The sequence below is a fragment of the Stenotrophomonas sp. STEN046 genome, from assembly GCF_056759755.1.
The window spans coordinates 86,670-109,007 of the sequence record NZ_JBRRDR010000007.1; the positions used below are offsets into that span (position 1 = coordinate 86,670).

A 22,338-nucleotide genomic window follows, 5' to 3' on the forward strand; every position below is an offset into this window, starting at 1 on the left:
ACAATGGCCACCTCGTACCACCCTCATTTTCCGGCCGTCCCCTGGAGCCTGCTGTCCCATGAATTTCCGTTCCGCCGCCACCGCCCTGGCCGCCACCCTGGTGGTGGGCCTGGCCTCCGCCCAGACGCCGCTGCCGACCCCGGCCACCCCGACGCCTGCCGCCGCCGCCCCCGCCACCGTGGCCACGCCGCCGGCGCCCGCGCCCAGCGTGTCCAAGGCCTGGGTGCTGATGGACTACGCCACCGGCCAGGTGCTGGCAGGTGAGAACGTCAACGAACAGCTGGCCCCGGCCAGCATCACCAAGGTGATGACCTCCTACGTCATCGCCGCCGAGGTCAAGAACGGCAAGGTCCGTCCCGATGACCAGGTGATGATGAGCGAGCGCGCCTGGCGCGAAGGTGGCGCCGGCACCGACGGCAGCTACAGCGGCTTCCCGGTCAACCAGACCGCGCGTCTGGAAGACATGGAAAAGGGCATGGCGATCCAGTCCGGCAACGATGCCGCGATCGCCCTGGCCGAGCACGTGGCCGGCAGCGAAGAAGCCTTCGCCTCGCTGATGAACAGCTACGCCGCCAAGATCGGCATGAAGAATTCGCACTTCGTGAACGCCCATGGCCTGACCGCCCCGGGCCACCACAGCAGTGCCTACGATCTGGCGCTGCTGGGCCGCGCGATGGTGCGCGATTACCCGGAAACCTACGCGTACAACAAGATCAAGGAATTCCAGGTCGGCACCATCAAGCAGCCCAACCGCAACCTGCTGTTGTGGCGCGATGGCAGCGTGGACGGCATCAAGACCGGCCACACCTCGGAAGCCGGCTACTGCCTGATGAGCTCGGCCCAGCGCGGCGACCAGCGCCTGGTGGCCGTGGTGCTGGGGGGCGCTTCGGAAAAGCAGCGTGCCGATGACAGCCTGGCGCTGTTGAACTGGGGCTTCCGCTTCTTCGAAACCCACCGCCTGTACGAGCCGGGCAAGGCCGTAGCCGAGCACAAGGTCTGGAAGGGCACCACCGACAAGGTGCAGCTGGGCGTGGCCCAGCCGATGCTGGTGAGCGTGCCGCGTGGCCGCTACAACGATCTGAAGCCCAGCATCGATGTGCCCAAGACCCTGGAAGCGCCGTTCACCGCCGGCCAGCAGATCGGCACGGTGAAGGTCACCCTGGATGGCAAGCTGGTGGCCGAAGCGCCGCTGGTGGCCGTGGCGGCCGTTGAGCAGGCGGGCTTCTTCAAGCGCCTGTGGGACAGCTTCTGGATGTGGTGGGAATCGGAATGATCCACACTCGATAGGGTGAACGCAAAAAGGCCGGCGAAAGCCGGCCTTTTTCGTGGCATCCCGCCGGGCATGGCCGGGGTTACAGCGAGCGATCCAATCCGGTGTGCCGACCAACGGTCGGCACCTACCTGCTTCACCATCAGCCCTCGCTTACAGCGAACGGCTGATGGTGAAGCTGCCGAACACCGGCGCTTCGCGCTGGCCATTGAACTCGCGGGTGCTGTGGTAACGGGCGACCGCGAACTTCCAGCGCCCGCGCATCACCGCCACGCCGTAACCGCCGTAGGCCACGATGTGGCGCTTGTCCACGCTGTGGCTGTTGCGGAAGGTGTTGCCGTCCAGGGTGATATCGCGGATCACCCACGCCGAATCGACGGTGGCGAACATGTGCCACGACCAGCCGCTGGGCCGGCCGCCGCGGGTCGGCGCGGTGTTCTCGCCGGCCGGGCGCAGCGGGGTGCTGCCGAAATCGTCGGGCAGCTTCCAGCCGAAGCGCACTTCGCCGCCGATGTTAGCCTTGGTTTCCAGGTTGCCGATCGAGCCGCCGTAGTGGCTGATCGCATCCCAGCCCCAGCCATCGGCATTGATGCTGGCATCGCCCGGCCAGCGCCGCATGCGCTCGTGGGTGAGCATGAACACCGGTTCGTTGTGCAGCTGATTGTCCCAGCCCTGGAACTTCTCGTCGCCCAGCACCTCGTGTACCGCGTTCTGCACCTGCTTGCCCTGCGCCCACGGGCCGACCACGCCCACCGTCAGCTGGGTGGTCTGCAGGCGGTCGCCACTGCGCGCGTTGTAGCCGAAGCTGGCCACCAGCACGCCGGCATACGGCCGGTCGTCCTCGATCAGGTCCTTCCGGGTGAAATCGGTGGGGGTGAAGATGCCCTGGGCCAGGCTGAAGATCATGTTCTGCTGCTCGAACTTGCCCGGGTGCAGGCCCTCCAGGTGGCTGTTCACCCAGCGCGCCAGGCGCGGCAGGCAGGGGTCATCGGTGTAGTCGACCAGGTTGGGCGACACCAGGGTGAGCTGGGCGCCATTGGTATAGCCCTGGTCCTGGTGGCGGCCGCCGAACATATCGTTGTCGACCCGGAAGTTGACCTGCGGCGGATGCTCACGCATCGCGTCCGGGCCGCACTGGTCGGCGGCGTAGGCGGAAAGGGGGAGGGCGGCGGCCAACAGGCCGGACAGGCCAAACGTTGCGAAAGGACGCATGGATGGGATGATCATCGGGAAGGGGGCTTTTGTTTGTCGTTTTATGCAACGACACGGTACTCCGACCGAGGTGACGGAACGAGCACGGCCAGAGCACGTGTCTGTTCCGAAAATGACAATGACCCGTGAATGCAATCGGCCGCTGCACTGGCCGGGCATCGGCGCCGACGGCCCACGCGGGTGGGTTTTTCCTGAATGGAGGTTCAGCTGCAACGCAGCGGCCCGCCCCAGGTGTCATCGGGCTACATGAATACTCTTGGGTTTGTTGTCCTGCGGCCCGATAATGGGCCCATGGAAATCAAGTCCGACAACCCCGAACACGGCTTCCAGTTCCCCGGTCAGTTCGAGCTCAGCGCGATGGGCCCGGCCAACCGCGGTCTGGAGCATGAACTCCCCCGCCTGCTGCTGGCTGCTGGCGTTGACGTGGTGAACGAGCGCATCAGCTGGAAGCATTCGTCCAACGGCAAGTACGTCTCGGTGCGCCTGGTCTTCAAGGCCGACAACCGCGAACAGTACGACGTGGCCCACCAGGCCCTGCGCGACCACCCGGAAGTGAAGTGGACGGTGTAGCCGCAAGCTGCACCGCCGACGCCCCGGCCCCCGAGGCGCGCCCGCCGCGCCCGGCGCTGGTGCGTGACCTCGGGCGCCAGGCCTATGAACCGGTCTGGCACGCCATGCAGCGCTTCACCGACCAGCGCGACGAGGACACCCTCGACGAGCTCTGGGTGGTGGAGCACGACCCGGTATTCACCCTGGGCCAGGCCGGCAAGGTCGAACACGTGCTGGCCCCGGGCGAGATCCCGGTGGTGCACGTGGACCGTGGCGGCCAGGTGACCTACCACGGCCCCGGCCAGATCGTGATCTACCCGCTGCTGCGCCTGCCGCGGCTGGGCATCGGCGTGCGCGACTATGTGTGCCGCATCGAACAGGCCATCATCGACACCCTGGCCGAATGGAACATCGGCGCCGAACGGCTCGATGGTGCCCCGGGCGTCTACGTGGGCGGGGCCAAGATCGCCGCGCTCGGCATCCGCGTGCGCCGCGGCTGCACCTTCCATGGCCTGGCCTTCAACGTGGCCATGGACCTGGACCCTTTCCACCGCATCAACCCCTGTGGTTACGAGGGGTTGCAGGTGACCACGGTGCTAGACTTGGGAGGCCCGTCCGGGATGGACGCCGTCAAGCCGGTGCTGCTGGAGCACCTGGCCCGCCAGTTCGGCCTGCTGCTGCAGCCGGTGCCTGAACTGCCCGATCTCTCTGCGGCCGCCTGACCGCCCCCCGGAAACGTCATGACTGAAACCACCGCCCGCACCATTCCCCTGCAGATCGTGCAGGCCGAGCTTCCGTCCGCCGCGCCGTTGCAGGCCGGGGTCAAGCAGATGGGTGGGGACAAGATCAACCGTTCCCCGGTGCAGTTCGCCGATGTGCCGGTGCTGCGCAAGCCGTCCTGGATCCGCGTGCGCATTCCTTCGGGCAATGCGGTGCAGAACCTGAAGGCCAAGCTGCGCGAGAACCGCCTGGTGACGGTGTGCGAAGAAGCCAGCTGCCCGAACATCCACGAATGCTTCGGCCACGGCACCGCCACCTTCATGATCCTGGGCGAGGTCTGCACCCGCCGCTGCTCGTTCTGCGACGTGGCCCACGGCCGGCCCAAGCCGCCCGATGCCAACGAGCCGGCCAGCCTGGGCCAGACCGTGGCCGACATGGGTCTGAAGTACGTGGTGGTGACCAGCGTGGACCGCGATGACCTGCGCGACGGCGGTGCCCAGCACTTCGTCGACTGCATCAGCGCCATCCGCGAGAAGTCGCCGGGCACCCGCATTGAAGTGCTGACGCCTGATTTCCGTGGCAAGGGCCGCATGGAGCGCGCGCTGGAGATCCTGGCGCAGAACCCGCCGGATGTGTTCAACCACAACATCGAAACCGTGCCGGACCTGTACCGCAACGTGCGCCCGGGTGCCGACTACCAGTGGTCGCTGAACCTGCTGAAGAACTTCAAGGCGCAGCACCCGGAAGTGCCGACCAAGAGCGGCATCATGCTGGGCCTGGGCGAGGACTTCGAACAGATCCAGGCCACCATGCGTGACCTGCGCGCGCACAACGTGGACATGATCACCATCGGCCAGTACCTGCAGCCGACCGCGCACCACCACCCGGTGCTCAAGTACTGGACGCCGGAAGACTACAAGGCGCTGGAAGACTACGGCTATGAGCTGGGCTTCAGCCACGTGGCGTCCGGCCCGATGGTGCGTTCGTCGTACCACGCCGACGTGCAGGCCAAGGGCGCCGGGGTTTCCTGAGGTGGGTGCGGACCGTTGGTCCGCACGCCTTCGCCTGCATTCACAATTTGCTACACCGGCCCGGCTAGGCTGGTTTTCCACCGAGTGCGGCCGGGTGACAAACCCTGCAACTTTCGGCACTGTCGAGGTGTCTTAACACCCCGCAGTCTTCCCCTTGGCAAGGCGCCTTCGAGCACGTCCATGAAATTCAAAGCCCCCGCATTCCTGATGGCCCTGGCGCTGGTCGCGCCGCTGGCGCTGGCGGCCAAGGCCGACTCCCCGGCGCTGCCGGCTGCCGCCACCGCCGATCAGGTGACCACCTCCAAGCTGGTGTACGGCCTGTTGTCCGACAGCCGCTATGCCTACCGCCCGCGTGCGCTGGACGAAGCCACTTCCAAGGATGTCTTCAAGCGTTACCTGGAAGCACTGGACGGCGGCAAGCAGTACTTCACCCAGGCCGACGTGACCCGCTTCGCGCCGTTCCAGGCCAACATCGCCAATGCCATCCGCGGCGGCGAACTGGAACCGGCCTTCCAGGTATTTGCCGTCTACAAGCAGCGCGTGGGCGAGCGCGTGGCCTATGCGCGCAAGCTGCTGAAGCAGGAACCGGATTTCACCACCGACGAGCGCTTCGAGTACGACCGCAAGGACGTGCCGTGGGCAGCCAGCAATGCCGAGCTGGACGAACTGTGGCGCAAGTCGGTGAAGAACGACTGGCTGCGCCTGAAGCTGGCCGGCAAGAAGCCCGATGACATCCGCAAGACGCTGGACAAGCGTTACGCGACGCTGGAAAAGTCGGTGAACGAGCTGAAGGGCGAAGACACCTTCCAGTTCTTCCTCAACGCCTACACCAGTGCGGTTGATCCGCACACCGATTACTTCACCCCGCGCACGGCCGAGAACTTCAACCAGGCGATGTCGCTGTCGCTGGAAGGCATCGGCGCGCAGCTGCAGCGCCAGGACGACGTGGTGGTGATCCGCGAGATCATCGCCGGCGGCCCGGCCGCCGTGGATGGCACCCTGAAGCCGGGCGACCGCATCGTCGGCGTCGGCCAGGGCAAGTCCGGCGTGGTGGAAGATGTGATCGGCTGGCGCATCGATGATGTGGTGGCCAAGATCCGTGGCGCCAAGGACACCGCGGTCAAGCTGGAATTCATCCCGGCCGAAGCGGGCGCCGACGGCAAGCACCACACCCTGGTGTTGACCCGTCAGAAGGTGCGCCTGGCCGAACAGGCCGCCAAGGGCGAGACCATGGAAATTCCGGCCGCCAATGGCGAGCCGGCGCGCAAGGTGGGCGTGATCAAGCTGCCGACCTTCTACCAGGATTTCGAAGGCCGCCGCCGCAATGCGACCGACTACGCCTCGGCCACCCGCGACGTTGCCAAGCTGCTGGCCGGCTTCAAGACCGACAAGCTGGATGGCGTGGTGCTGGACCTGCGCAACAACGGCGGTGGTTCGCTGGATGAAGCCATTGAACTGACCGGCCTGTTCATCGAGCAGGGCCCGGTGGTGCAGGTGCGCGAATCCGGTGGCCGCGTCACCGTCAACAGCGACCGCAACCAGGGCGTGGCGTGGGATGGCCCGCTGGCGGTGCTGATCAACCGCGGTTCGGCCTCGGCTTCGGAAATCTTTGCCGGCGCCATCCAGGATTACGGTCGTGGCCTGGTGATCGGCGAGACCACCTTCGGCAAGGGCACGGTGCAGAACATCGTGGACCTGGATCGCTGGCCGAGCGGTGAAACCCAGCGCTTTGGCCAGGTGAAGCTGACCATTGCCCAGTTCTTCCGCATCAGCGGCAGCAGCACCCAGCACAAGGGCGTGGTGCCGGACCTGGCCTTCCCGGCCAGCGTGGATGCCACCGAGTTCGGCGAAAGCACCTACGACAACGCACTGCCGTGGACCCGTATCGCTGCCGTACCGCACACCCAGTACGGCAATTTCGCGCCGCTGCTGCCGAAGCTGGAAACGCGCCACGACACCCGCATCGCCACCGACAAGGAATTCCAGTGGTGGAACGAGGATGTGGAGCAGTTCCGTACCGAGGCGGCGAAGAAGTACGTGTCGCTGAATGAAGCCACCCGCCGTGCCGAGCGCGAGCGCCAGGACACCCAGCGCAAGCAGCGCCAGATCGTGCGCAAGGAACTGGGCCTGGCCCTGGACCCGCTGGCCGATGACAGCAGCGATGACGGCCTGACTGGCAACGAGCGCGACATCGTGAAGGATGCCGCCCGCGAGAAGGCCGCCGAGAAGCGCCCGGACCCGTTGCTGCGCGAATCGGCGGCGATCCTGGCCGATGCAGTGAACCTGCTCGAAACCGACCGCCCGCTGTCGGCACAGGTGCTGCCGCAGTCCACCGCGTCGGGGCGCTGGGCCGACTGAGCCGGTAACGGTCTGTAATACCCGCGGGGCCGGCATTGCCGGCCCCGTTTCGTTTGGGGCCGGTGCATGAACCGGGAACAACGTGGGCCGCCGTTTCGACCTGGCGCACACGGCGGCCGGACTACCCTTGCCGGTACCGTTCTCGCAGGAGTACCCATGCGGGCCTCCCGTCTCTCCGCTTCCCTGCTGGCCGTGGCCAGTACCCTGCTGCTTGCCGGCTGTGGCGGCCGTGCCGCCGACAGCAGCCTGCTGCGCGAATCCTTCGATTCCGGCGATACCTTCTCGCGGACCGTCGATGGGCGGCCGGCCGACGCCTGCGAGGCGGCACGGCGCACGCTGCTCAGCCAGGGCTATGCGATCGCCCGTTCGGACGACGCGCAGGTGGAAGGCAACAAGAATTTCCAGCCGCGCGAGGATGACCACGAACAGCTGGTGCTGCGCATCTCCTGCGCCCCGCGCGGCAGCCAGGCGCTGGTGTTCGTCAGCGCCGTGCAGGACCGCTACGCGCTGAAGAAGAGCCCGACCTCGGCCAGTGTGGGTGTGGGCGCGCTGGGATCGGTGTCGCTGCCGTTCGGCAGCAACGACGATTCGCTGGTGAAAGTGGCCAGCAGCACCGTTACCGATGCCGATTTCTACCGGCGATTCTTCCAGCGGTTGCAGCAGTACCTGCCTGCCGCAGCGAAGCAGGAACCGTCGCCGCCGCCACCCGCCGCGGCGCCACCATCCCCGCCCGACCCTGTGACCGAGCCGGCGCCCGCTACGGACCAAGGCTGATGGTGCGAGGCGGGGCGATGGCCTGGGCCCTGCTGCTGTGCTGGCCGATGAGCACCCTGGCCGGCACCGCCGACTGCACGCAGGGGCTGCTGCAACGCCTGGGATGGCAGTTCGAGACCGCCGCGGTGCCAGCGCCACAGGTCCATGGCGGCGCGGTCTGCACGCGTTCGACGCTGGCCGATGCACAGGCCGCAGGTGACCTGCGCGTGCGTTGGCCGGCCACCCTTGCCGGCAGCGACCGCCAGGCCCTGCTGCAGCGCCTGCTGGATGACCCGGCCACGGTCTGCGCCTACGCCTTCCTGCTGGGCGAGGCCACCCAACGTGCCACCCGGGCGCTGCAGGACAACGCGGGGTTCCAGTTCACCGGTGTGCAGCTGGGCTGGATCGGGTTTGGCGCGCGCGGCGCACCCACGCAGGGCTGGCAGCGCACGCGCAGTTTCGGGCGCGGGTATGTGCCCACCGCCGGCAACAGCCGTGCGCTGGACGCGTTCTATCGCGGCCGGGTGCGCGCCGAATGTGGCGTGGGCCGCCAGGTCGCACAACTGGCCACCCAGCGCGAACTGTATGGCGATGCGGCATTCGATGCGGAATTCAGCGCCGATGAGCTGTCCATCGGTACGTTCGTGGGCCTGCATGACACCGGCAGCATCCTGCTGGGCGCGAATGCCGGTGAGTTCTTCGCCGATGGCAAGGCGGTGCGCACCGCGGCGATGGGGCGGCAGGCCTTCGCTGGCCTGCCGGGCTTCATCGAACATGTGTTCGACAACGGCACGCTGGATGACCTGAGCAACCAGGCGGAAAATTTCGTCGTGGTGGCGGTGGGCGAGGATGCCGCGCAGGCGCTCGCCGCACACGGCGGTCTTGCCTGGTACGACCAGCGCAACCGCGCGCTGTGGCAGCTGGCGCAGGGCATTCCACGGGTGGGCCGGCGCTACTTCGAGCGCCTGCTGTACGAGCGCGATGCGGCGCTGCGTGCGCAGCTGGAACCGCGCTATCGCCCGCTCGTGCAGCAGATGGACCAGTTGCTGGACGATCCGTTCTACCAGCAGTTCGTGATCTACGTGCACCCGCGCGGTATACGTCCTGTTGGCTATCACATCGTCCGCCTGCTGGACCGCAATCCACGCACGCCGTTTTCGATCGACCTGGCGGTGCACAATCTGCATACCACGCTCTACCGGCGTTGGCGCGAGGCGCAGCTGCGCCACTGCGCAGCCACCGGCAGGCCAGGCAGCCTGACCCTAGACCCCAACTGAAGGTGAAACAATGGATATTGCAATGATCGGCCTCGGCCGGATGGGCGCCAACATGGCCCAGCGGCTGCATCGCGGTGGCCACCGCGTGGTGGGCTACGACCCGGGCGAGGGCGCCCGCCAGCGCGCTGCCGAAGCCGGCCTGGCGGTGGTCGATTCGCTGGCCGCCGCTGTGGCCGCGCTGCCGGTGCCGCGCGTGGTGTGGCTGATGGTGCCGGCCGGTGAGACCGTGGACCAGACGCTGGGGCAGTTGACCCCGCACCTGGCGGAGGGTGACATCGTCATCGACGGCGGAAACTCCAACTACCAGGATTCGATCCGCCGCGCCAAGGCGCTGGCCGACGCTGACCTGGGCTACGTCGACTGCGGCACCAGTGGTGGTGTGTGGGGCCTGCAGGAAGGCTACAGCCTGATGGTGGGCGGCGAGACGGCGGTGGTCGAGCAGATCGCGCCGCTGCTGCGCACGCTGGCACCGGCCGAAGACCGCGGCTGGGCGCGCGTCGGCCCGTCCGGTGCTGGCCACTTCACCAAGATGGTCCACAACGGCATCGAGTACGGAATGATGCAGGCCTATGCCGAGGGCTTCGCGCTGATGGAGCGCAAGCAGGAAATGGAACTGGACCTGGCGCAGGTGGCCGAGGTCTGGCGCCACGGCAGCGTGGTGCGCTCGTGGCTGCTGGACCTGAGCACCGAAGCGCTCAAGCGCAATCCGTCGCTGGATGGCATCGCACCGTACGTGGAAGATTCCGGCGAAGGTCGCTGGACGGTGGCCGAAGCCATTGCGCTGGACGTGCCGGCGCCGGTGATCACCCTGTCGCTGCTGGAACGCCTGCGCTCGCGCGAATCCAATTCGTTCACCGACCGCCTGTTGTCGGCGATGCGCAACGAGTTCGGCGGCCACGCCATCAAGCAGTCGTAAGCACCGGAGCCGGTAGCGTCGGGCCACGCCCGGCGGATGTTTCAGCGCCGCTGCGCTCGCCGGGCATGGCCCGGCGCTACCGGTTGTTTCAGCAGCCCAGGTTGATCCGCCGCCCTTCGCGGGCGCTGTCCATGCCGGCCTGCAGCAGCTGCATCACCTGCAGCGCCTGCTGCGCGGTGACGGTGGGTTCGCGTTCGCCCTGCATCGCTGCGGCGAAATCGGCATACAAGCGCCGATAGTCGCCCGGCAGGTTGTCCACGGTGCTGCGCTGTACGTTGTCTTCGGCATCGCAGTGCACCCGTTCGCCGTGGCGCGGGTCCACGCCCCAGCCCGGCGAGCCCGGTGCGATACCGCGGCGCAGCTGCGCCTCCTGCACATCCAGGCCATGCTTGATCCAGCTGGCCCGGCTGCCATGCACGGCGAAACGCGCTGCAGGCGCGGCAACCAGCGAGCCAGCATGCACGATCGCGCGATGGCGCGGGTAGTGCAGCACGGCGTGGAAGTAGTCGATGCCCGTTCCGCCATCGCGCTGCACGGCAAGATCGGCATCGATCGCCTGCGGCCAACCGAACAGCACCAGCATCTGGTCCAGCAGGTGTGGCCCCAGGTCGTACCACAAGCCGCTTCCCGGCCCATCCTGTTCGCGCCAGCGTTCGCGCACGTGCGGGCGATAGCGGTCGAAGTGGGCGTGGCATTCGGCGATGTCACCCAGCGTGCCGTCTGCCAGCAGTGCCTGCAGGGTCAGGAAGTCCGCGTCGAAACGCCGGTTCTGGAAAACGGTGGCGATACGGTCGGCGCGGCGTGCGGCGGCCACCACCTGTTCGGCTTCGGCCATGTCCAGTGCGAACGGCTTGTCGACCAGCACATGCTTGCCGGCCGCCAGCGCTGCAAGTGCCAACGGGGCGTGCTGTTCATTGGGCGTGGCAATCACCACGGCATCCACCGCTGGATCATCGAAGACCTCCTGCGGCGTGGCGCGGATATGCACATCGCTGAAAGTGCGCAGCAGGGTGTCGCGCTGCGAACTGACAATGCTGTGCAGGGCCAGCCCCGGGGTGTGCTGGACCAGCGGGGCGTGGAAGACGCGGCCGGCGAGGCCGTAGCCGATCAGGGCCAGTTGCAGGTCGGGGCGCATGGCAACTCCGCGCGGACAGGGCAGTGCAGGAAGGAAACGTCAGGGTAAACGAGTTGGGATACCGCGTTGGCGGGGCGCGCGGAAGCTGAACCGTTTCCACAGCAGGCCTGCCCATTCACGTGAGCATGACCGTAGCGCCACGCCTGCACTACAACCACTTGGCGACACTGGGCGCACCAACCAGTAGGAGAACTGCACGATGAGCACCACGACCCGTACGCTGTTGGCTTCCGCCCTCACCCTGGGCCTGGCGCTGTCCTCCTCGGCCGCTTTCGCCCAGGATGCAGCGAAGAGCCCGCCGAAAACCGATCACTCGGCGATGACCCACGCCGACCGCCATGATTCCAACGAGCCGGTCACCGACAGCTGGATCACCACGAAGGTCAAGGCCGATCTGCTGGCCAGCAGCAATGTGCCGGGTACCGAAGTGAAGGTGGAGACCGTCAATGGCGTGGTCAGCCTGAGCGGCACCGTTGCCACCAAGGCCGAGCATGACAAGGCCATCGCCACCGCGAAGGGCATCAAGGGCGTGACCCGCGTTGATGCTGCCGCACTGAAGGTGAGCGCCGCCAAGCGCTGATTGCAGCGCCAGCGTTCAGCCGAAGGGGCGTCCCCGCTGGGGGCGCCCCTTCTGCGTGGCGGCTGTGACGATAGCCTTTCGCTGCTTGCCGGAAGGCCGATTGCGCCAGAGATGTGACCAGCTGCGCTATATTGCCGGTTCCGCCGCGGCCGATCCTGTTCAGGATCTCCCTTCCGCGGCCGAGTTGACGAGGATCTATGGCGCTGGTTTTCAGTGATGACATCTGGGATCGCTGGCGACTGCCTGCCCTTGCATTGGCGGCGGCGGCGATCATCGTGGTGCCGTGGTTGACTCTGCGCAAACTGCAGCAGGACAACCAGGAAGCGATGGCCTGGGTGACCCACACCCAGCAGGTGGGCACGGCGCTGCAGCAGCTGCAGACCGATGTGCGTGATATCGAATCGGCCGCGCTGACGCTGTCCAAGGGCGTGGATGCGCCGGGCCTGCGCGAGCGCATGGCCAAGGCCAACGATATTCCCGAGCGGCTTGTCGAACTGGGCCGGATGACCCGCGACAACCCGGACCAGTTGATCCGCATCGGGCGCATCCAGTCGATGCTGGAAGGGCGCTTGGCGGTCGCGCGCGACCTGGCCCGGTCCGAGCCGAACAGTGACCAGCGTGAGCTGGTGCAGGACCTGAGCACGCGGTATCCGATCCGTGGGTTGGTGGAAGAACTGCAGGCCAGCGAGGAAGCACTGCTGGCCCAGCGCGCCGAGCAGGCTGCGCGGCAGCAGCGCCAGACCAACTTCGTGTCGTGGAGCTCGCTGGTGGTGCAGCTGGGGCTGCTGGGCCTGGTGCTGTGGCTGCTGCAGCGGCAGATCGGCCGGCGCCTGCAGGCCGAGCGGCAATCGCAGCGCGCCGCCGCGCGTGCGGCGTCGGTGCTGCAGACCGTGCGCGAGCCGATCGTACTGCTCGATCGCGCCCTGCGCGTGCAGCTGCACAACCCAGCCTTTTCCGAGCTTTACGGCTTGCAGGATGAGCGTGCCGATGGCCTGCTGCTGGAAGACGTGGGCGAGGGCGCCTGGCGCGACCCGGTGATTCGCCAGCGCTTGGCCGATGTGCTGCTGCGTGGACGTGAGCTGTGGGATTTCGAGCACGAACAGCGCGGCACCGACGGCATGGTGCGCTACATGCTGCTCAACGCGCGGCGCATGCCGCTGCCCGACACCGATGACGAAGTGGTGCTGCTGACTGTCAGCGATGTGACCGTGCAGCGCGCGGTACAGACGCGGGTGGAAGAGTTGAACCGGCAGCTGGAGGGCAAGGTCGCCCAGGTTTCGGAGGTCAACCGCGAACTGGAGGCCTTCAGTTATTCGGTGTCGCACGACCTGCGCGCACCACTGCGCCACGTGGCCGGGTTCTCGGACAAGCTGTCGCGCCACCTGGGCGAGGCGGCCGACGAGAAGAGCCAGCACTACCTGCGGGTGATCTCCGATTCAGCACGGCGCATGGCCGCGTTGATCGACGACCTGCTGGTGTATTCGCGCCTGGGTCGTGCCGCGATGCGGCAGCAGACCGTGGACATGCAGTCGCTGGTGGCCGACACCCGCGCAATGCTGGATGCCAACCTGCAGAGCGAGGCCGAAAACAGCGGCCAGGTGCATCAGCTGGAATGGAACATCGCGCCGCTGCCGATCGTGGTGGGCGATGAAAACATGCTGCGCCAGGTCTGGCTGAACCTGCTGGGCAACGCAGTGAAGTATTCCTCCAACCGCGAACCCGCCAAGGTGCGCGTGGATTATCAACAGCAGCCCGACGGCGGTCATCAGTTCACGGTCAGCGACAATGGTGCAGGCTTTGACATGGCCTACGCCGGCAAGTTGTTCGGCGTATTCCAGCGCCTGCACAAGGCCAGCGACTATCCAGGTACCGGGATCGGCCTGGCCAGTGTGCGCCGGGTGCTGACCCGCCATGGCGGCCGCATCTGGGCCGATGCCGCGCCCGATGCCGGCGCCACTTTCCATTTCTATCTTCCCCCCGTGCTTGACGCGGAAAAACAGGGCCCCCTCGCATGACGACGCTGCGTACCATCCTCCTTGCCGAAGACAGCCCGGCCGACGCCGAGATGGCGATCGATGCGCTGCAGGAAGCACGCCTGGCCAATCCCATCGTGCACGTCGAAGACGGCGTGGAAGTGATGGACTATCTGCTGCGCCGGGGGGCGTTCGCCAGCCGCGAGGAAGGCCTGCCTGCGGTGCTGCTGCTGGACATCAAGATGCCGCGCATGGACGGCCTGGAAGTGCTGCGGCAGATCCGCGAGCACGACGAGCTGAAGCGGTTGCCAGTGGTGATCCTGTCCTCTTCGCGCGAAGAAAGCGACCTGGCGCGCAGCTGGGACATGGGCGTCAATGCCTACGTGGTCAAGCCGGTGGACGTGGACCAGTTCTTCGGCGCCGTGCAGACGCTGGGCAAGTTCTGGGCGTTGATCAACCAGGCGCCGGAGATCGAGTAAGCCCATGCCCCTGACCGGTCCCGCACTCGGCGCGTTGCGCATCCTGCTGGTGGAAGATTCCCCCGAGGATGCCGAGCTGATGTCCGAACAGATGCTCGAGGCAGGCCTGCAGGCCACCTTCGAGCGGGTCGAGAGTGCGGATGAGCTGCGCCAGGCACTGGCGCGCTTCCAGCCGGACATCGTGTTGTCGGACCTGAGCATGCCGGGCTTTTCCGGCGACGATGCGCTGCGCATCGTGCGCGACATGGTGCCGGATGTTCCCTTCATCTTCGTGTCCGGCACGATGGGTGAAGAGAATGCAGTAGCGGCGCTGCAGAAGGGCGCCAACGATTACATCATCAAGCACCAGCCGGCGCGCCTGCCTTCTGCGGTGGCGCGCGCGGTGCGTGATGCGCGCAGCGCGATGGAGCGCTCGCGGGTGGAAACCGAACTGATGCGCGCGCAGCGGCTGGAAAGCCTGTCGTTGCTTGCCGCCGGCCTCAGCCACGATCTGCGCAACATCCTGCAGCCGCTGCTGATCATGCCGGACCTGCTGAAGGCACGTACCGAGGATCCGCAGCTGCACCATCTGGCTGATGTGATCGCAGAGTGCGGCCGCCGTGGCCATGAGATGGCCGAATCGATGCTGTCGTTCGTGCGCGGATCACGCAAGGCCAGCGAGCGCATCCAGATCGACGATCTGTTCCAGGCCGTGGCGCTGCTGTTGCGCAGCAACGTGCCCGATTCGGTGAAGCTGGAACTGCTGGTGCAGGACGAAGACCTGGTGGTGGATGCCAACTACACCGAGCTGCAGCAGGTGCTGTTGAATCTGGCCCTGAATGCCATCCAGGCGATGCCCCACGGTGGCAACCTGAGCCTGACCGCCAGCCATGGTGGGCAGCGCGACGGCGAGGACTGGCTGCGCATCGCGGTGGTCGATGAGGGAACCGGCATGGATGCGGACACGTTGTCGCATCTGTTCAATCCGTTCTTCACCACCAAGGCCAACGGCACCGGCCTCGGCCTGATTTCATGCAAGCGTATTGTCGAAGGCGCCGGCGGCAGCATCCACGTCAACAGTCAGCTGGGGCAGGGCACCTGTTTTGAACTGCGCTTGCCGATGCACGCCAGCGGCGATGGCAGCGAACCGCTGGAGCAGCTGGTGGCGCTGGGCAGCGGGCAGTCGATCCTGGTGGTGGACGGCGAAGCAACACGGCTTTCGCTGCTGGGCAATGCGCTGTCCAGCCAGGGCTACCAGCTGCAGCTGGCGTCCGACGGCCCGGCCGCGCTGCGCTGGATGCAGCAGGAAGCGATGCCGGCACTGGTGATTGCCGATGCCGGCTCGAAGCTGTTGTCGGCCAGCCAGTTGCTGGGCGAAATGGCCTCGCTGGGGTATCGCGGCCCGGCGCTGGTGCTGGAAGAAGCATCCATGGATGTACCGGCCGATGCGTTCCCGGCCGGCATCGAGGTACACCTGCTGCGCAAGCCGCTGCAGATGCAGCAGGTGTTCCGCGCGGTGGCCGAAGCGCTGGGCTGACTGCACCTCGCCGGGCATGGCCCGGCGCTGCCGAAGGCTGTGGGTAGCACCGGGCCATGCCCGGCGGCCTTTCAGGAGTCGCGTTCGGCGGTTTCCCACGGGAACCGGGGCAGGCTGGCCACGGCCTGCTCCAGCCGTCGCGACCAGTTCTGGTGGATATCGGCATACAGCGCCGAATCGGCACCCAGGCGCAGCTGCTGGCCGATCCGCAGTTCACCGCCACGCAGCAGTGCCAGGTCGATCGGCAGGCCCACCGAGAGGTTGGACCGGATGGTGGAATCCAGCGACACGATGGCGGTACGCGCCGCATCTTCCAGGCGGGTGGTCGGGCTGATGATGCGGTCCAGGATCGGCTTGCCGTACTTGGATTCGCCGATCTGCAGATACGGCGTCTCTGGCGAGGCGGCAATCGCATTGCCCAACGGATAGACCATGTACAGCCCGGGCTGCTCACCGGCGATCTGCCCGCCGAAGATCAGCGTGGCCTGGGTATTGACCCCGTCATGGCCGTGCTCGGTGTGCTCGCAGTGCACCTGGCTGTCCACCAGCAGCCTGCCCACGTACTCGGCGGCCTCGAACAGGTGGGTCATGTCGTACAGGTTGGGGGAGCGCCGCTCGTCGGCATCGCGCTTCAGGCGCGAGACCAGCAGCTGGGTGGTGGCCAGATTGCCTGCGGCCATCAGCACATAGGCGGCCTTGCCGGGGTACTGGAACACGTGCAGCTTGCGGTGCACGCGGACATCGTCCAGCGAGGCATTGGTGCGGGTGTCGGCGGCGAAGACCAGGCCCTCGTCCACCTCGATTCCAACGCAATAGGTCATGTCGGTGCCCTATCATATGCATCCCGGAGTGTAGGCAGGCCGCCGTGACGATGGCATGCCCGCGCTTCACCTGATTGCCGTTACCGGAACCGCATGACCACCGTGCTCCTGAGCCTGGGCAGCAACGTCCATCCCCGCCGCTACCTCCATGCCGCGGTGGCGGCCCTGCGCGAGCGCTTTGGTGCGCTGCAGGTGTCTGACGCCTATCGGACAGCCGCCGTCGGTTTCGACGGGCCGGCCTTCCTCAACAACGGCGTAGCGATCGAAACCGACCTGCCGCTGCAGGAACTGGACGACTGGCTGCATGCGCTGGAAGACGCGCATGGCCGCGATCGCAGCGGCCCGCGCTTTTCCGACCGTACCCTGGACATCGACGTGGTGTTCTATGGCGACCTGGTGGTGGAAGGCCCGGGCCATCTGCGCATTCCGCGCCAGGAACTGAAGCATGCCTTCGTACTGAAGCCGCTGGCCGACATCGCTCCGGATTTCATCGACCCGGTAAGTGGGCTGACGCTGGCTGCCTTGTGGCGCGCGCACAAGCAGTTTGGCGAAGCGTTCGAGGTGGTGGAGTTGGACGCCGACGCGCTGGATTGACCCAGCGCTGCGTCCACTGCAGCCACCCATGGGGTGGCTCTACTGACATCGCGCATCCTGCAGTAGAGCCACCCCATGGGTGGCTGCACCTACCGGTAGTGCCGGCTGCTGGCCGGCAACATTTCAACTGACCGTGCGCCCGCCATCCACGCGCAGGGTGTGGCCGGTGATGAAGCTGCCTTCGGCCACCAGCCAGTACACCGCCTCGGCGATCTCCTCGACCGTACCGGTGCGCGCCAGTGGCGTGCGTGCCAGCAGCGCCTCGCGGGCGAAATCGTCCTTGCCCTGTTCCGGCCACAGGATCGCGCCGGGGGCTACCGCATTCACCCGCACCTTGGGTGCAAGTTCCAGCGCCAGCGAGCGGGTGGCCATCTCCAGCGCGGCCTTGGCCATCGTGTAGGCGATGTGGTCGCGCATCGGGTCGGTGCCGTGCAGGTCGGTGAGGTTGACGATGCAGCCGTGCTGGCGCCGCAGGTAGGGGGCCGCCGCCTGTGACAGCAACAGCGGTGCGCGCGCGTTGACGGCGTACAGCTCGTCCATCGCCTCGGCCGTGACCTGGCCGAGCGGGGTGGGGAAGAAGTTGGAGGCGTTGTTGACCAGCGCATCCAGGCGCCCGAAGTGGGTCACGGCCTGTTCCACCAGGTCGGGCAGGGCCTCGGCGTCACGCAGGTCGGCCTGCAGCGCCAGCACGCTGCCGGGGCGCTCGTTGTCCAGATTGAAGGCGGCCTGCTGCAGTTCGGCGCTGGAGGTGTTGGCGTGCAGCACCACCGACCAGCCACAGGCGTGGAACTGGCGCGCGATGGCGGCGCCGATCCGGCGGGCGCTGCCGGTGATCAGGGCCACGGGGGCGGTGTCACTCATCGAGGGTCCTCCAAGGCTCGGCTATCCTGTGCACCATTGTCACCGCATTCGAAGACGCCATGCAGCCTACCTTCCCCCTGCCCGAAGCCGATGCCCTGGCCCATAGCGATCAGCTGGCCGCCGCCCTGCGCGCGGAGATCCTCGCGCAGGGCGGCGCGATGCCGTTCTCCCGCTTCATGGAGCTGTGCCTGTACGCGCCGGGGTGGGGCTATTACAGCGCCGGCGCCAGCAAGTTCGGCGGCAGTGGCGACTTCACCACCGCCCCCGAGCTGGGCAGCCTGTTTGCGGGCAGCGTGGCCAATGCACTGGCACCGGTGCTGGGCCAGCTGGGCGCGCAGGCACGCATGCTGGAGCTGGGCGGCGGCACCGGCGCCTTCGCCGAGGCGGTGCTGCTGCGCCTGGCCGAACTGGAAGCATTGCCCGCCCGCTACGCCATCCTGGAACCCAGCGCGGACCTGCGCCAGCGCCAGCAGGAACGCCTGCAGCAGAACCTGCCGGCCGAACTGGCCACGCGGGTGGACTGGATCGACCGCCCGTTCGAAGAGGAGTGGGACGGCGTGGTGTTCGCCAATGAAGTGATCGACGCGCTGCCCACGCCGCGCTTTCTGATCCGCGATGGCGAGGTGTACGAAGAAACCGTGGAACTGGATGGCGCGGGCAACTTCATCCGTGGCGCGCAGCCGGCCGACATCCTGCTCAATGGCGCGGTGCGCCATCTTGAGCGCTACCTGGAAAAGCCCTTTGCCGAGGGCTACCGTTCCGAGGTGCTGCCGCAGCTGCCGTACTGGCTGCAGGCGGTGGCGGGCGGCCTGCGCCGCGGCGCGATGCTGTTCGTCGATTACGGCTACAACCGCGGTGAGTTCTACATGGAAGACCGCGATGACGGTACCGTGCGCGCGTTCTATCGCCAGCACGTGCACAACGAGATCTACCGGTGGCCGGGCCTGCAGGACATCACCGCATCGGTCGACTTCACCGCCATGGCCGAAGCAGGGCTGCAGGGTGGTTTCGAGCTGGCCGGCTACTGCAGCCAGGCCAGCTTCCTGCTCGGCAATGGTCTGGACCAGGTGCTGACCCTGGCCGAAGAGCGCACCGATGAAGTGGGCCGCATCCAGCTGCGTGACCAGGTGAAGAAGCTGACCCTGCCGACCGAGATGGGTGAGCGCTTCCAGGCCATCGGCCTGCAGCGTGACGTCGATTTCGAACCGGCCTTCGAGCTGGGTGACCTGAGCTGGCGCCTGTGAGTGCGGTGGCGCCGGGCCATGCCCGGCGGGGTGGCGCGCGCGGTTGGATGATGCCGGTAGAGAATGCGCCATGTTGAAGCCGCTACGCCGCCCGCGGTTGTGGCTGGCGCTGTGGTGGCTGGCGGTGCTGACCGTGATCGTGGTCTGCCTGATTCCGCCGCCGCCGATCCCGCTGCCTGAAAACAGCGACAAGGGCGAGCATTTCCTGGCCTATTTCATCCTGGCCGGCAGTGCGGTGCAGTTGTTCCGGCGTGGCCGGCCGTTGCTGTGGGTAGGCGTGGGGCTGGTGCTGATGGGCATCGGCATCGAGTTTGCACAGGGTGCATTGACCAGCAATCGCATGGCCGACTCGATGGACGCGCTGGCCAACACGATTGGCGTGCTGGCAGGCCTGGGTGTTGCGCTGACGCCGCTGCGCGACCTGCTGCTGCGCTGGCGCGGCTGAGGTTCAGTAGATCCACGCCATGCGTGGATGAAGCGTTCCAGTAGATCCACGCCATGCGTGGATGAAGCGTTCCAGTAGATCCACGCCATGCGTGGATGAAGCGTTCCAGTAGATCCACGCCATGCGTGGATGAAGCGTTCCCGTAGATCCACGCCATGCGTGGATGAATCCCCGGTGCCGACCAAAGCCCGCACCGGGGAGCAGGGCCGCCGTTACTTCCCCAGCGTGACCTCATCCAGCACCCACATCGCCGGGCGGGTGTCGCCGGTGAAGTTGATGCACAGATCACCGGTACCGCCGGTGCCCTTCGGCAGCGGCGCATGCAGGGTCACAAAGCCATCTGCATCGGGCTGGGCCGGCAGCGGTACCTGCGCCAGCACCTTGCCGCTGCAGTCGCCGCGACGGACCTGCATTTCACCGTGCGCAGCCTTGGCCTTCTCGAAGCGGCGCTTCGGTTCGTCGTGGGCCAGCTGGAAGTAGTACGGAATGCGGCCTGCGCGCACTTCCACGCTGCCGACGCCATCGAGCTGTGCCTGCGGCCAGCGCCAGCACGGCTGGAAGATGTCCACGGTGAATACCGCACGGGTGCCTTCGCGCGGGCCATCGTCTTCCAGGCGCAGCACCAGGCCCTTCTCGCCCACGCAGCTGCGCAGCTCCTGGCTGTGCCGCGACAGCAGCGACTGCGCGGTGTACGCGGCCACCGTCGGTGCCGCCGCCAGTGCCTGGCCCTGGTAGAACGCGGCGGCCTGCACGGTGGCCGGCAGCGGCGCGGTCAGCGGCTGCTGGTACAGCGGCGAACGCGCAGTGACCGGCTGGCCGTCGGTGCTGTAGCGCACTTCATAGCCCAGCGGATTGGCCAGCGAAACGGTCACCGTGTTGCGGGCGCGGTCATCGGCGTACGCCACGCCAACCTCGAACGGGGTCTGCGCATAGGCCAGGCCCCACGCACGATAGCGCTGCAGCTGCGAGGGCAGGCGTGCCAGGAAGTCGCGGAAATCACGCTGCTGCGGCGTGCTCCAGCCGGTCTCGGCCACCGCGGCCAGGCGCGGGAACAGGTTGTGCTGCAGGCGCGCGTAGCTGCGCGTGTGTTCGGTGAACATGTTCGCCTGCAGGCCCAGGATGTGCCCGCGCTTGTCGGCGGCCAGTTCGGCCGGTACCGGTTCGTAGTTGTAGAGCTTGCCCAGGTTCACCTGGGTCGGGCGGCCCGGCGGTTCGTTCGGCGAGGCGGTCTGCAGGTAATCCAGGTACAGGTGGCTGACCGGCGACATCACCACATCGTGGCCGGCACTGGCAGCGGCCAGCCCGCCTTCGGTGCCGCGCCAGGACATCACCGTGGCCTGCGGCGGCAGCCCGCCCTCGAGGATTTCATCCCAGCCGATCAGGCGCCGGTCGTGTTGTTCCAGGAAGGTTTCCAGGCGCTTGATGATGTGGCTCTGCATGGCCATTTCATCCTTGATGCCCAGCGCACGCATGCGCTGCTGCACCTGCTTGGATGCTTCCCACTGGTCCTTCACCGCTTCGTCGCCGCCCACGTGTACGTACTTGGCCGGGAACAGCGCGATGACCTCTTCCAGCACGTTTTCCAGGAAGGTGACGGTGCCATCTTCGACATTGAACAGGTTCGGGAACACGCCCCATTCGCTCAGCGGCTTCAGCGGGGTGCTGACCGAACCCAGTTCCGGATACGCGGCGATCGCGGCGGTGGCGTGGCCGGGCACATCGATTTCCGGAATCACCTGGATATGCAGCGCGGCGGCGTAGGCGATCACTTCGCGGATCTGATCCTGCGTGTAGAAACCGCAGTACGGATGCTCCTGGCCGCTGACCGGATCGATGCCGCCATCACCGGCCGGCAAGCGGCAGCTGCCCACGCCGGTCAGTTTCGGGTAGCGCTTGATCTCCATGCGCCAGCCCTGGTCATCGGTCAGGTGCCAATGGAAGGTGTTGAGCTTGTGCGCGGCCATCGCGTCGAGCACGCGCTTGATCTCGTCCAGGCTCTGGAAATGGCGCGCCGAATCGAGCATGAAGCCGCGCCAGCTGAAGCGCGGCGCGTCCTGGATCTGCACTGCCGGCAGCGCACCGTTGCTGCCGCCCGTGGCCAGCTGGGCCAGGGTGGTGGCGCCATAGAACAGACCGGTCTCGTTGCCGGCCTGCACCAGCACGCTCTGCGCGGTGCTTTCCAGGGTGTAGCCCTCGCCGCTGTCGCGGAAGGTCGGCACGATCTCGAAGCGGATGCTGCCGGCCTTGCCGGCCGCCTTGCCAGTGGCCAGCGCAAGACGCGGACCGCCACTGCGCGCCAGCAGGTCGGCGAACTGCACTGCCACGCGCTGCGCGGCTTCGCCGTCGGCCTGCAGCGCGGTTGCTGCGGCGACGGTGATGCCTGCGCCACTGCCGCGCTGCACGTTGGCCGGTGCTGGAATCAGCATCAGGCTGCCGGCGCGCAGCTGCGGGCCAGGGCCGGTATCGAGCGCGGGGGCATCGCTGGCCGCCAGCGCGGGCAACGCAGGCAGGGTGGCCAGCAGGCTGCCCAGCAGCAGAAGGCTGCGCATCCTGGCGCGGGAGGGCTTCGTCATCGGAACGACTCCTTGGATCGGGTGCGAGGTT

At 67.0% G+C, this 22,338-nt stretch carries 20 protein-coding genes; 15 read left to right on the forward strand and 5 right to left on the reverse strand.

Features of this window, described 5'->3' with window-relative positions:
* Positions 1 to 58: 58 nt before the first annotated feature.
* On the forward strand, positions 59 to 1,273 hold the full coding sequence (locus ACVOLJ_RS05700) for a D-alanyl-D-alanine carboxypeptidase family protein (RefSeq protein ID WP_481563672.1): 1,215 nt from the start codon (positions 59 to 61) through the stop codon (positions 1,271 to 1,273).
* Between the two features lie 150 nt (positions 1,274 to 1,423).
* On the opposite strand, the gene ACVOLJ_RS05705 is transcribed toward ACVOLJ_RS05700, so the two are convergent.
* Complete coding sequence (locus ACVOLJ_RS05705; protein WP_475278328.1) at positions 1,424 to 2,497, reverse strand: lipid A deacylase LpxR family protein; 1,074 nt, start codon at positions 2,495 to 2,497, stop codon at positions 1,424 to 1,426.
* A 276-nt stretch (positions 2,498 to 2,773) separates the two neighbouring features.
* Here ACVOLJ_RS05705 and ACVOLJ_RS05710 point away from each other — a divergent pair, with 276 nt between their 5' ends.
* The 7 genes from ACVOLJ_RS05710 to gnd all read left to right on the forward strand — a co-directional run bounded on the left by ACVOLJ_RS05710 (position 2,774) and on the right by gnd (position 10,086).
* On the forward strand, positions 2,774 to 3,052 hold the full coding sequence (locus ACVOLJ_RS05710) for a YbeD family protein (protein WP_303636787.1): 279 nt from the start codon (positions 2,774 to 2,776) through the stop codon (positions 3,050 to 3,052).
* Positions 3,040 to 3,753, forward strand: coding sequence for a lipoyl(octanoyl) transferase LipB (gene lipB / locus ACVOLJ_RS05715; RefSeq protein ID WP_481563673.1), 714 nt, complete (start codon positions 3,040 to 3,042; stop codon positions 3,751 to 3,753). The genes ACVOLJ_RS05710 and lipB overlap by 13 nt, the downstream gene beginning before the upstream one ends.
* Before the next feature lie 18 nt (positions 3,754 to 3,771).
* On the forward strand, positions 3,772 to 4,782 hold the full coding sequence (gene lipA, locus ACVOLJ_RS05720) for a lipoyl synthase (protein ID WP_475278326.1): 1,011 nt from the start codon (positions 3,772 to 3,774) through the stop codon (positions 4,780 to 4,782).
* A 180-nt stretch (positions 4,783 to 4,962) separates the two neighbouring features.
* Positions 4,963 to 7,140 carry a carboxy terminal-processing peptidase gene (locus ACVOLJ_RS05725; protein ID WP_475278325.1) on the forward strand — a complete coding sequence of 726 codons (2,178 nt, stop codon included), beginning with the start codon at positions 4,963 to 4,965 and terminating at the stop codon, positions 7,138 to 7,140.
* A gap of 156 nt (positions 7,141 to 7,296) precedes the next feature.
* Positions 7,297 to 7,914, forward strand: coding sequence for a DUF2242 domain-containing protein (locus ACVOLJ_RS05730; RefSeq protein WP_475278324.1), 618 nt, complete (start codon positions 7,297 to 7,299; stop codon positions 7,912 to 7,914).
* A 17-nt stretch (positions 7,915 to 7,931) separates the two neighbouring features.
* Positions 7,932 to 9,170, forward strand: coding sequence for a hypothetical protein (locus tag ACVOLJ_RS05735; protein WP_481563674.1), 1,239 nt, complete (start codon positions 7,932 to 7,934; stop codon positions 9,168 to 9,170).
* Between the two features lie 10 nt (positions 9,171 to 9,180).
* Positions 9,181 to 10,086: a phosphogluconate dehydrogenase (NAD(+)-dependent, decarboxylating) gene (gene gnd / locus ACVOLJ_RS05740; protein WP_481563675.1), complete on the forward strand. Its 906-nt coding sequence runs from the start codon at positions 9,181 to 9,183 to the stop codon at positions 10,084 to 10,086.
* An 88-nt stretch (positions 10,087 to 10,174) separates the two neighbouring features.
* On the opposite strand, the gene ACVOLJ_RS05745 is transcribed toward gnd, so the two are convergent.
* Positions 10,175 to 11,221, reverse strand: a complete 1,047-nt coding sequence (locus tag ACVOLJ_RS05745; protein ID WP_481563676.1) for an oxidoreductase — start codon at positions 11,219 to 11,221, stop codon at positions 10,175 to 10,177.
* 199 nt (positions 11,222 to 11,420) lie between these two features.
* Between ACVOLJ_RS05745 and ACVOLJ_RS05750 the strand changes: the two genes are divergently transcribed.
* From ACVOLJ_RS05750 to ACVOLJ_RS05765, 4 genes are all read left to right on the forward strand, one after another.
* Complete coding sequence (locus tag ACVOLJ_RS05750) at positions 11,421 to 11,801, forward strand: BON domain-containing protein (protein ID WP_475278320.1); 381 nt, start codon at positions 11,421 to 11,423, stop codon at positions 11,799 to 11,801.
* 197 nt (positions 11,802 to 11,998) lie between these two features.
* Entirely contained in the window at positions 11,999 to 13,816 is a 1,818-nt protein-coding gene (locus ACVOLJ_RS05755; protein WP_481563677.1) for a sensor histidine kinase, read from the forward strand.
* The gene (locus tag ACVOLJ_RS05760) at positions 13,813 to 14,253 is read left to right on the forward strand and encodes a response regulator (protein WP_025878695.1); all 441 of its coding nucleotides are present in this window, start codon (positions 13,813 to 13,815) and stop codon (positions 14,251 to 14,253) included. Before ACVOLJ_RS05755 ends, ACVOLJ_RS05760 begins: the two co-directional genes overlap by 4 nt.
* A 4-nt stretch (positions 14,254 to 14,257) precedes the next feature.
* Positions 14,258 to 15,769, forward strand: coding sequence for a two-component system sensor histidine kinase NtrB (locus tag ACVOLJ_RS05765; RefSeq protein WP_475278317.1), 1,512 nt, complete (start codon positions 14,258 to 14,260; stop codon positions 15,767 to 15,769).
* Positions 15,770 to 15,840: 71 nt separating this feature from the next.
* Here the strand turns inward: ACVOLJ_RS05765 and ACVOLJ_RS05770 are convergent, their stop codons facing one another.
* Positions 15,841 to 16,590 (reverse strand): proteasome-type protease, encoded by a 750-nt coding sequence (locus tag ACVOLJ_RS05770; protein ID WP_475278316.1) that lies wholly within the window; start codon positions 16,588 to 16,590, stop codon positions 15,841 to 15,843.
* Positions 16,591 to 16,683: 93 nt separating this feature from the next.
* On the opposite strand from ACVOLJ_RS05770, the gene folK reads away from it, so the two are divergent.
* Positions 16,684 to 17,184 carry a 2-amino-4-hydroxy-6-hydroxymethyldihydropteridine diphosphokinase gene (folK, locus tag ACVOLJ_RS05775; RefSeq protein ID WP_475278315.1) on the forward strand — a complete coding sequence of 167 codons (501 nt, stop codon included), beginning with the start codon at positions 16,684 to 16,686 and terminating at the stop codon, positions 17,182 to 17,184.
* A gap of 123 nt (positions 17,185 to 17,307) precedes the next feature.
* Here the strand turns inward: folK and ACVOLJ_RS05780 are convergent, their stop codons facing one another.
* Positions 17,308 to 18,045: a pteridine reductase gene (locus tag ACVOLJ_RS05780; RefSeq protein ID WP_475278314.1), complete on the reverse strand. Its 738-nt coding sequence runs from the start codon at positions 18,043 to 18,045 to the stop codon at positions 17,308 to 17,310.
* A gap of 59 nt (positions 18,046 to 18,104) precedes the next feature.
* Here ACVOLJ_RS05780 and ACVOLJ_RS05785 point away from each other — a divergent pair, with 59 nt between their 5' ends.
* Positions 18,105 to 19,289, forward strand: a complete 1,185-nt coding sequence (locus tag ACVOLJ_RS05785; protein ID WP_475278313.1) for a class I SAM-dependent methyltransferase — start codon at positions 18,105 to 18,107, stop codon at positions 19,287 to 19,289.
* Positions 19,290 to 19,359: 70 nt separating this feature from the next.
* Entirely contained in the window at positions 19,360 to 19,734 is a 375-nt protein-coding gene (locus ACVOLJ_RS05790; protein WP_475278312.1) for a VanZ family protein, read from the forward strand.
* A gap of 212 nt (positions 19,735 to 19,946) precedes the next feature.
* On the opposite strand, the gene ACVOLJ_RS05795 is transcribed toward ACVOLJ_RS05790, so the two are convergent.
* Positions 19,947 to 22,307 (reverse strand): family 20 glycosylhydrolase, encoded by a 2,361-nt coding sequence (locus ACVOLJ_RS05795; protein WP_481563678.1) that lies wholly within the window; start codon positions 22,305 to 22,307, stop codon positions 19,947 to 19,949.
* Positions 22,308 to 22,338: the final 31 nt, after the last annotated feature.

Coding starts and splice junctions, on each gene's coding strand:
- ACVOLJ_RS05790 (WP_475278312.1), top strand. CDS start 19,360: ATGTTGAAGCCGCTACGCCGCCCGCGGTTGTGGCTGGCGCTGTGGTGG.
- ACVOLJ_RS05730 (WP_475278324.1), top strand. CDS start 7,297: ATGCGGGCCTCCCGTCTCTCCGCTTCCCTGCTGGCCGTGGCCAGTACC.
- ACVOLJ_RS05705 (WP_475278328.1), bottom strand. CDS start 2,497: ATGATCATCCCATCCATGCGTCCTTTCGCAACGTTTGGCCTGTCCGGC.
- ACVOLJ_RS05795 (WP_481563678.1), bottom strand. CDS start 22,307: ATGACGAAGCCCTCCCGCGCCAGGATGCGCAGCCTTCTGCTGCTGGGC.
- lipA (WP_475278326.1), top strand. CDS start 3,772: ATGACTGAAACCACCGCCCGCACCATTCCCCTGCAGATCGTGCAGGCC.
- ACVOLJ_RS05735 (WP_481563674.1), top strand. CDS start 7,932: ATGGCCTGGGCCCTGCTGCTGTGCTGGCCGATGAGCACCCTGGCCGGC.
- folK (WP_475278315.1), top strand. CDS start 16,684: ATGACCACCGTGCTCCTGAGCCTGGGCAGCAACGTCCATCCCCGCCGC.
- ACVOLJ_RS05700 (WP_481563672.1), top strand. CDS start 59: ATGAATTTCCGTTCCGCCGCCACCGCCCTGGCCGCCACCCTGGTGGTG.
- ACVOLJ_RS05745 (WP_481563676.1), bottom strand. CDS start 11,221: ATGCGCCCCGACCTGCAACTGGCCCTGATCGGCTACGGCCTCGCCGGC.
- ACVOLJ_RS05770 (WP_475278316.1), bottom strand. CDS start 16,590: ATGACCTATTGCGTTGGAATCGAGGTGGACGAGGGCCTGGTCTTCGCC.
- ACVOLJ_RS05785 (WP_475278313.1), top strand. CDS start 18,105: ATGCAGCCTACCTTCCCCCTGCCCGAAGCCGATGCCCTGGCCCATAGC.
- ACVOLJ_RS05755 (WP_481563677.1), top strand. CDS start 11,999: ATGGCGCTGGTTTTCAGTGATGACATCTGGGATCGCTGGCGACTGCCT.
- ACVOLJ_RS05780 (WP_475278314.1), bottom strand. CDS start 18,045: ATGAGTGACACCGCCCCCGTGGCCCTGATCACCGGCAGCGCCCGCCGG.
- ACVOLJ_RS05725 (WP_475278325.1), top strand. CDS start 4,963: ATGAAATTCAAAGCCCCCGCATTCCTGATGGCCCTGGCGCTGGTCGCG.
- ACVOLJ_RS05765 (WP_475278317.1), top strand. CDS start 14,258: ATGCCCCTGACCGGTCCCGCACTCGGCGCGTTGCGCATCCTGCTGGTG.
- gnd (WP_481563675.1), top strand. CDS start 9,181: ATGGATATTGCAATGATCGGCCTCGGCCGGATGGGCGCCAACATGGCC.
- ACVOLJ_RS05750 (WP_475278320.1), top strand. CDS start 11,421: ATGAGCACCACGACCCGTACGCTGTTGGCTTCCGCCCTCACCCTGGGC.
- ACVOLJ_RS05710 (WP_303636787.1), top strand. CDS start 2,774: ATGGAAATCAAGTCCGACAACCCCGAACACGGCTTCCAGTTCCCCGGT.
- ACVOLJ_RS05760 (WP_025878695.1), top strand. CDS start 13,813: ATGACGACGCTGCGTACCATCCTCCTTGCCGAAGACAGCCCGGCCGAC.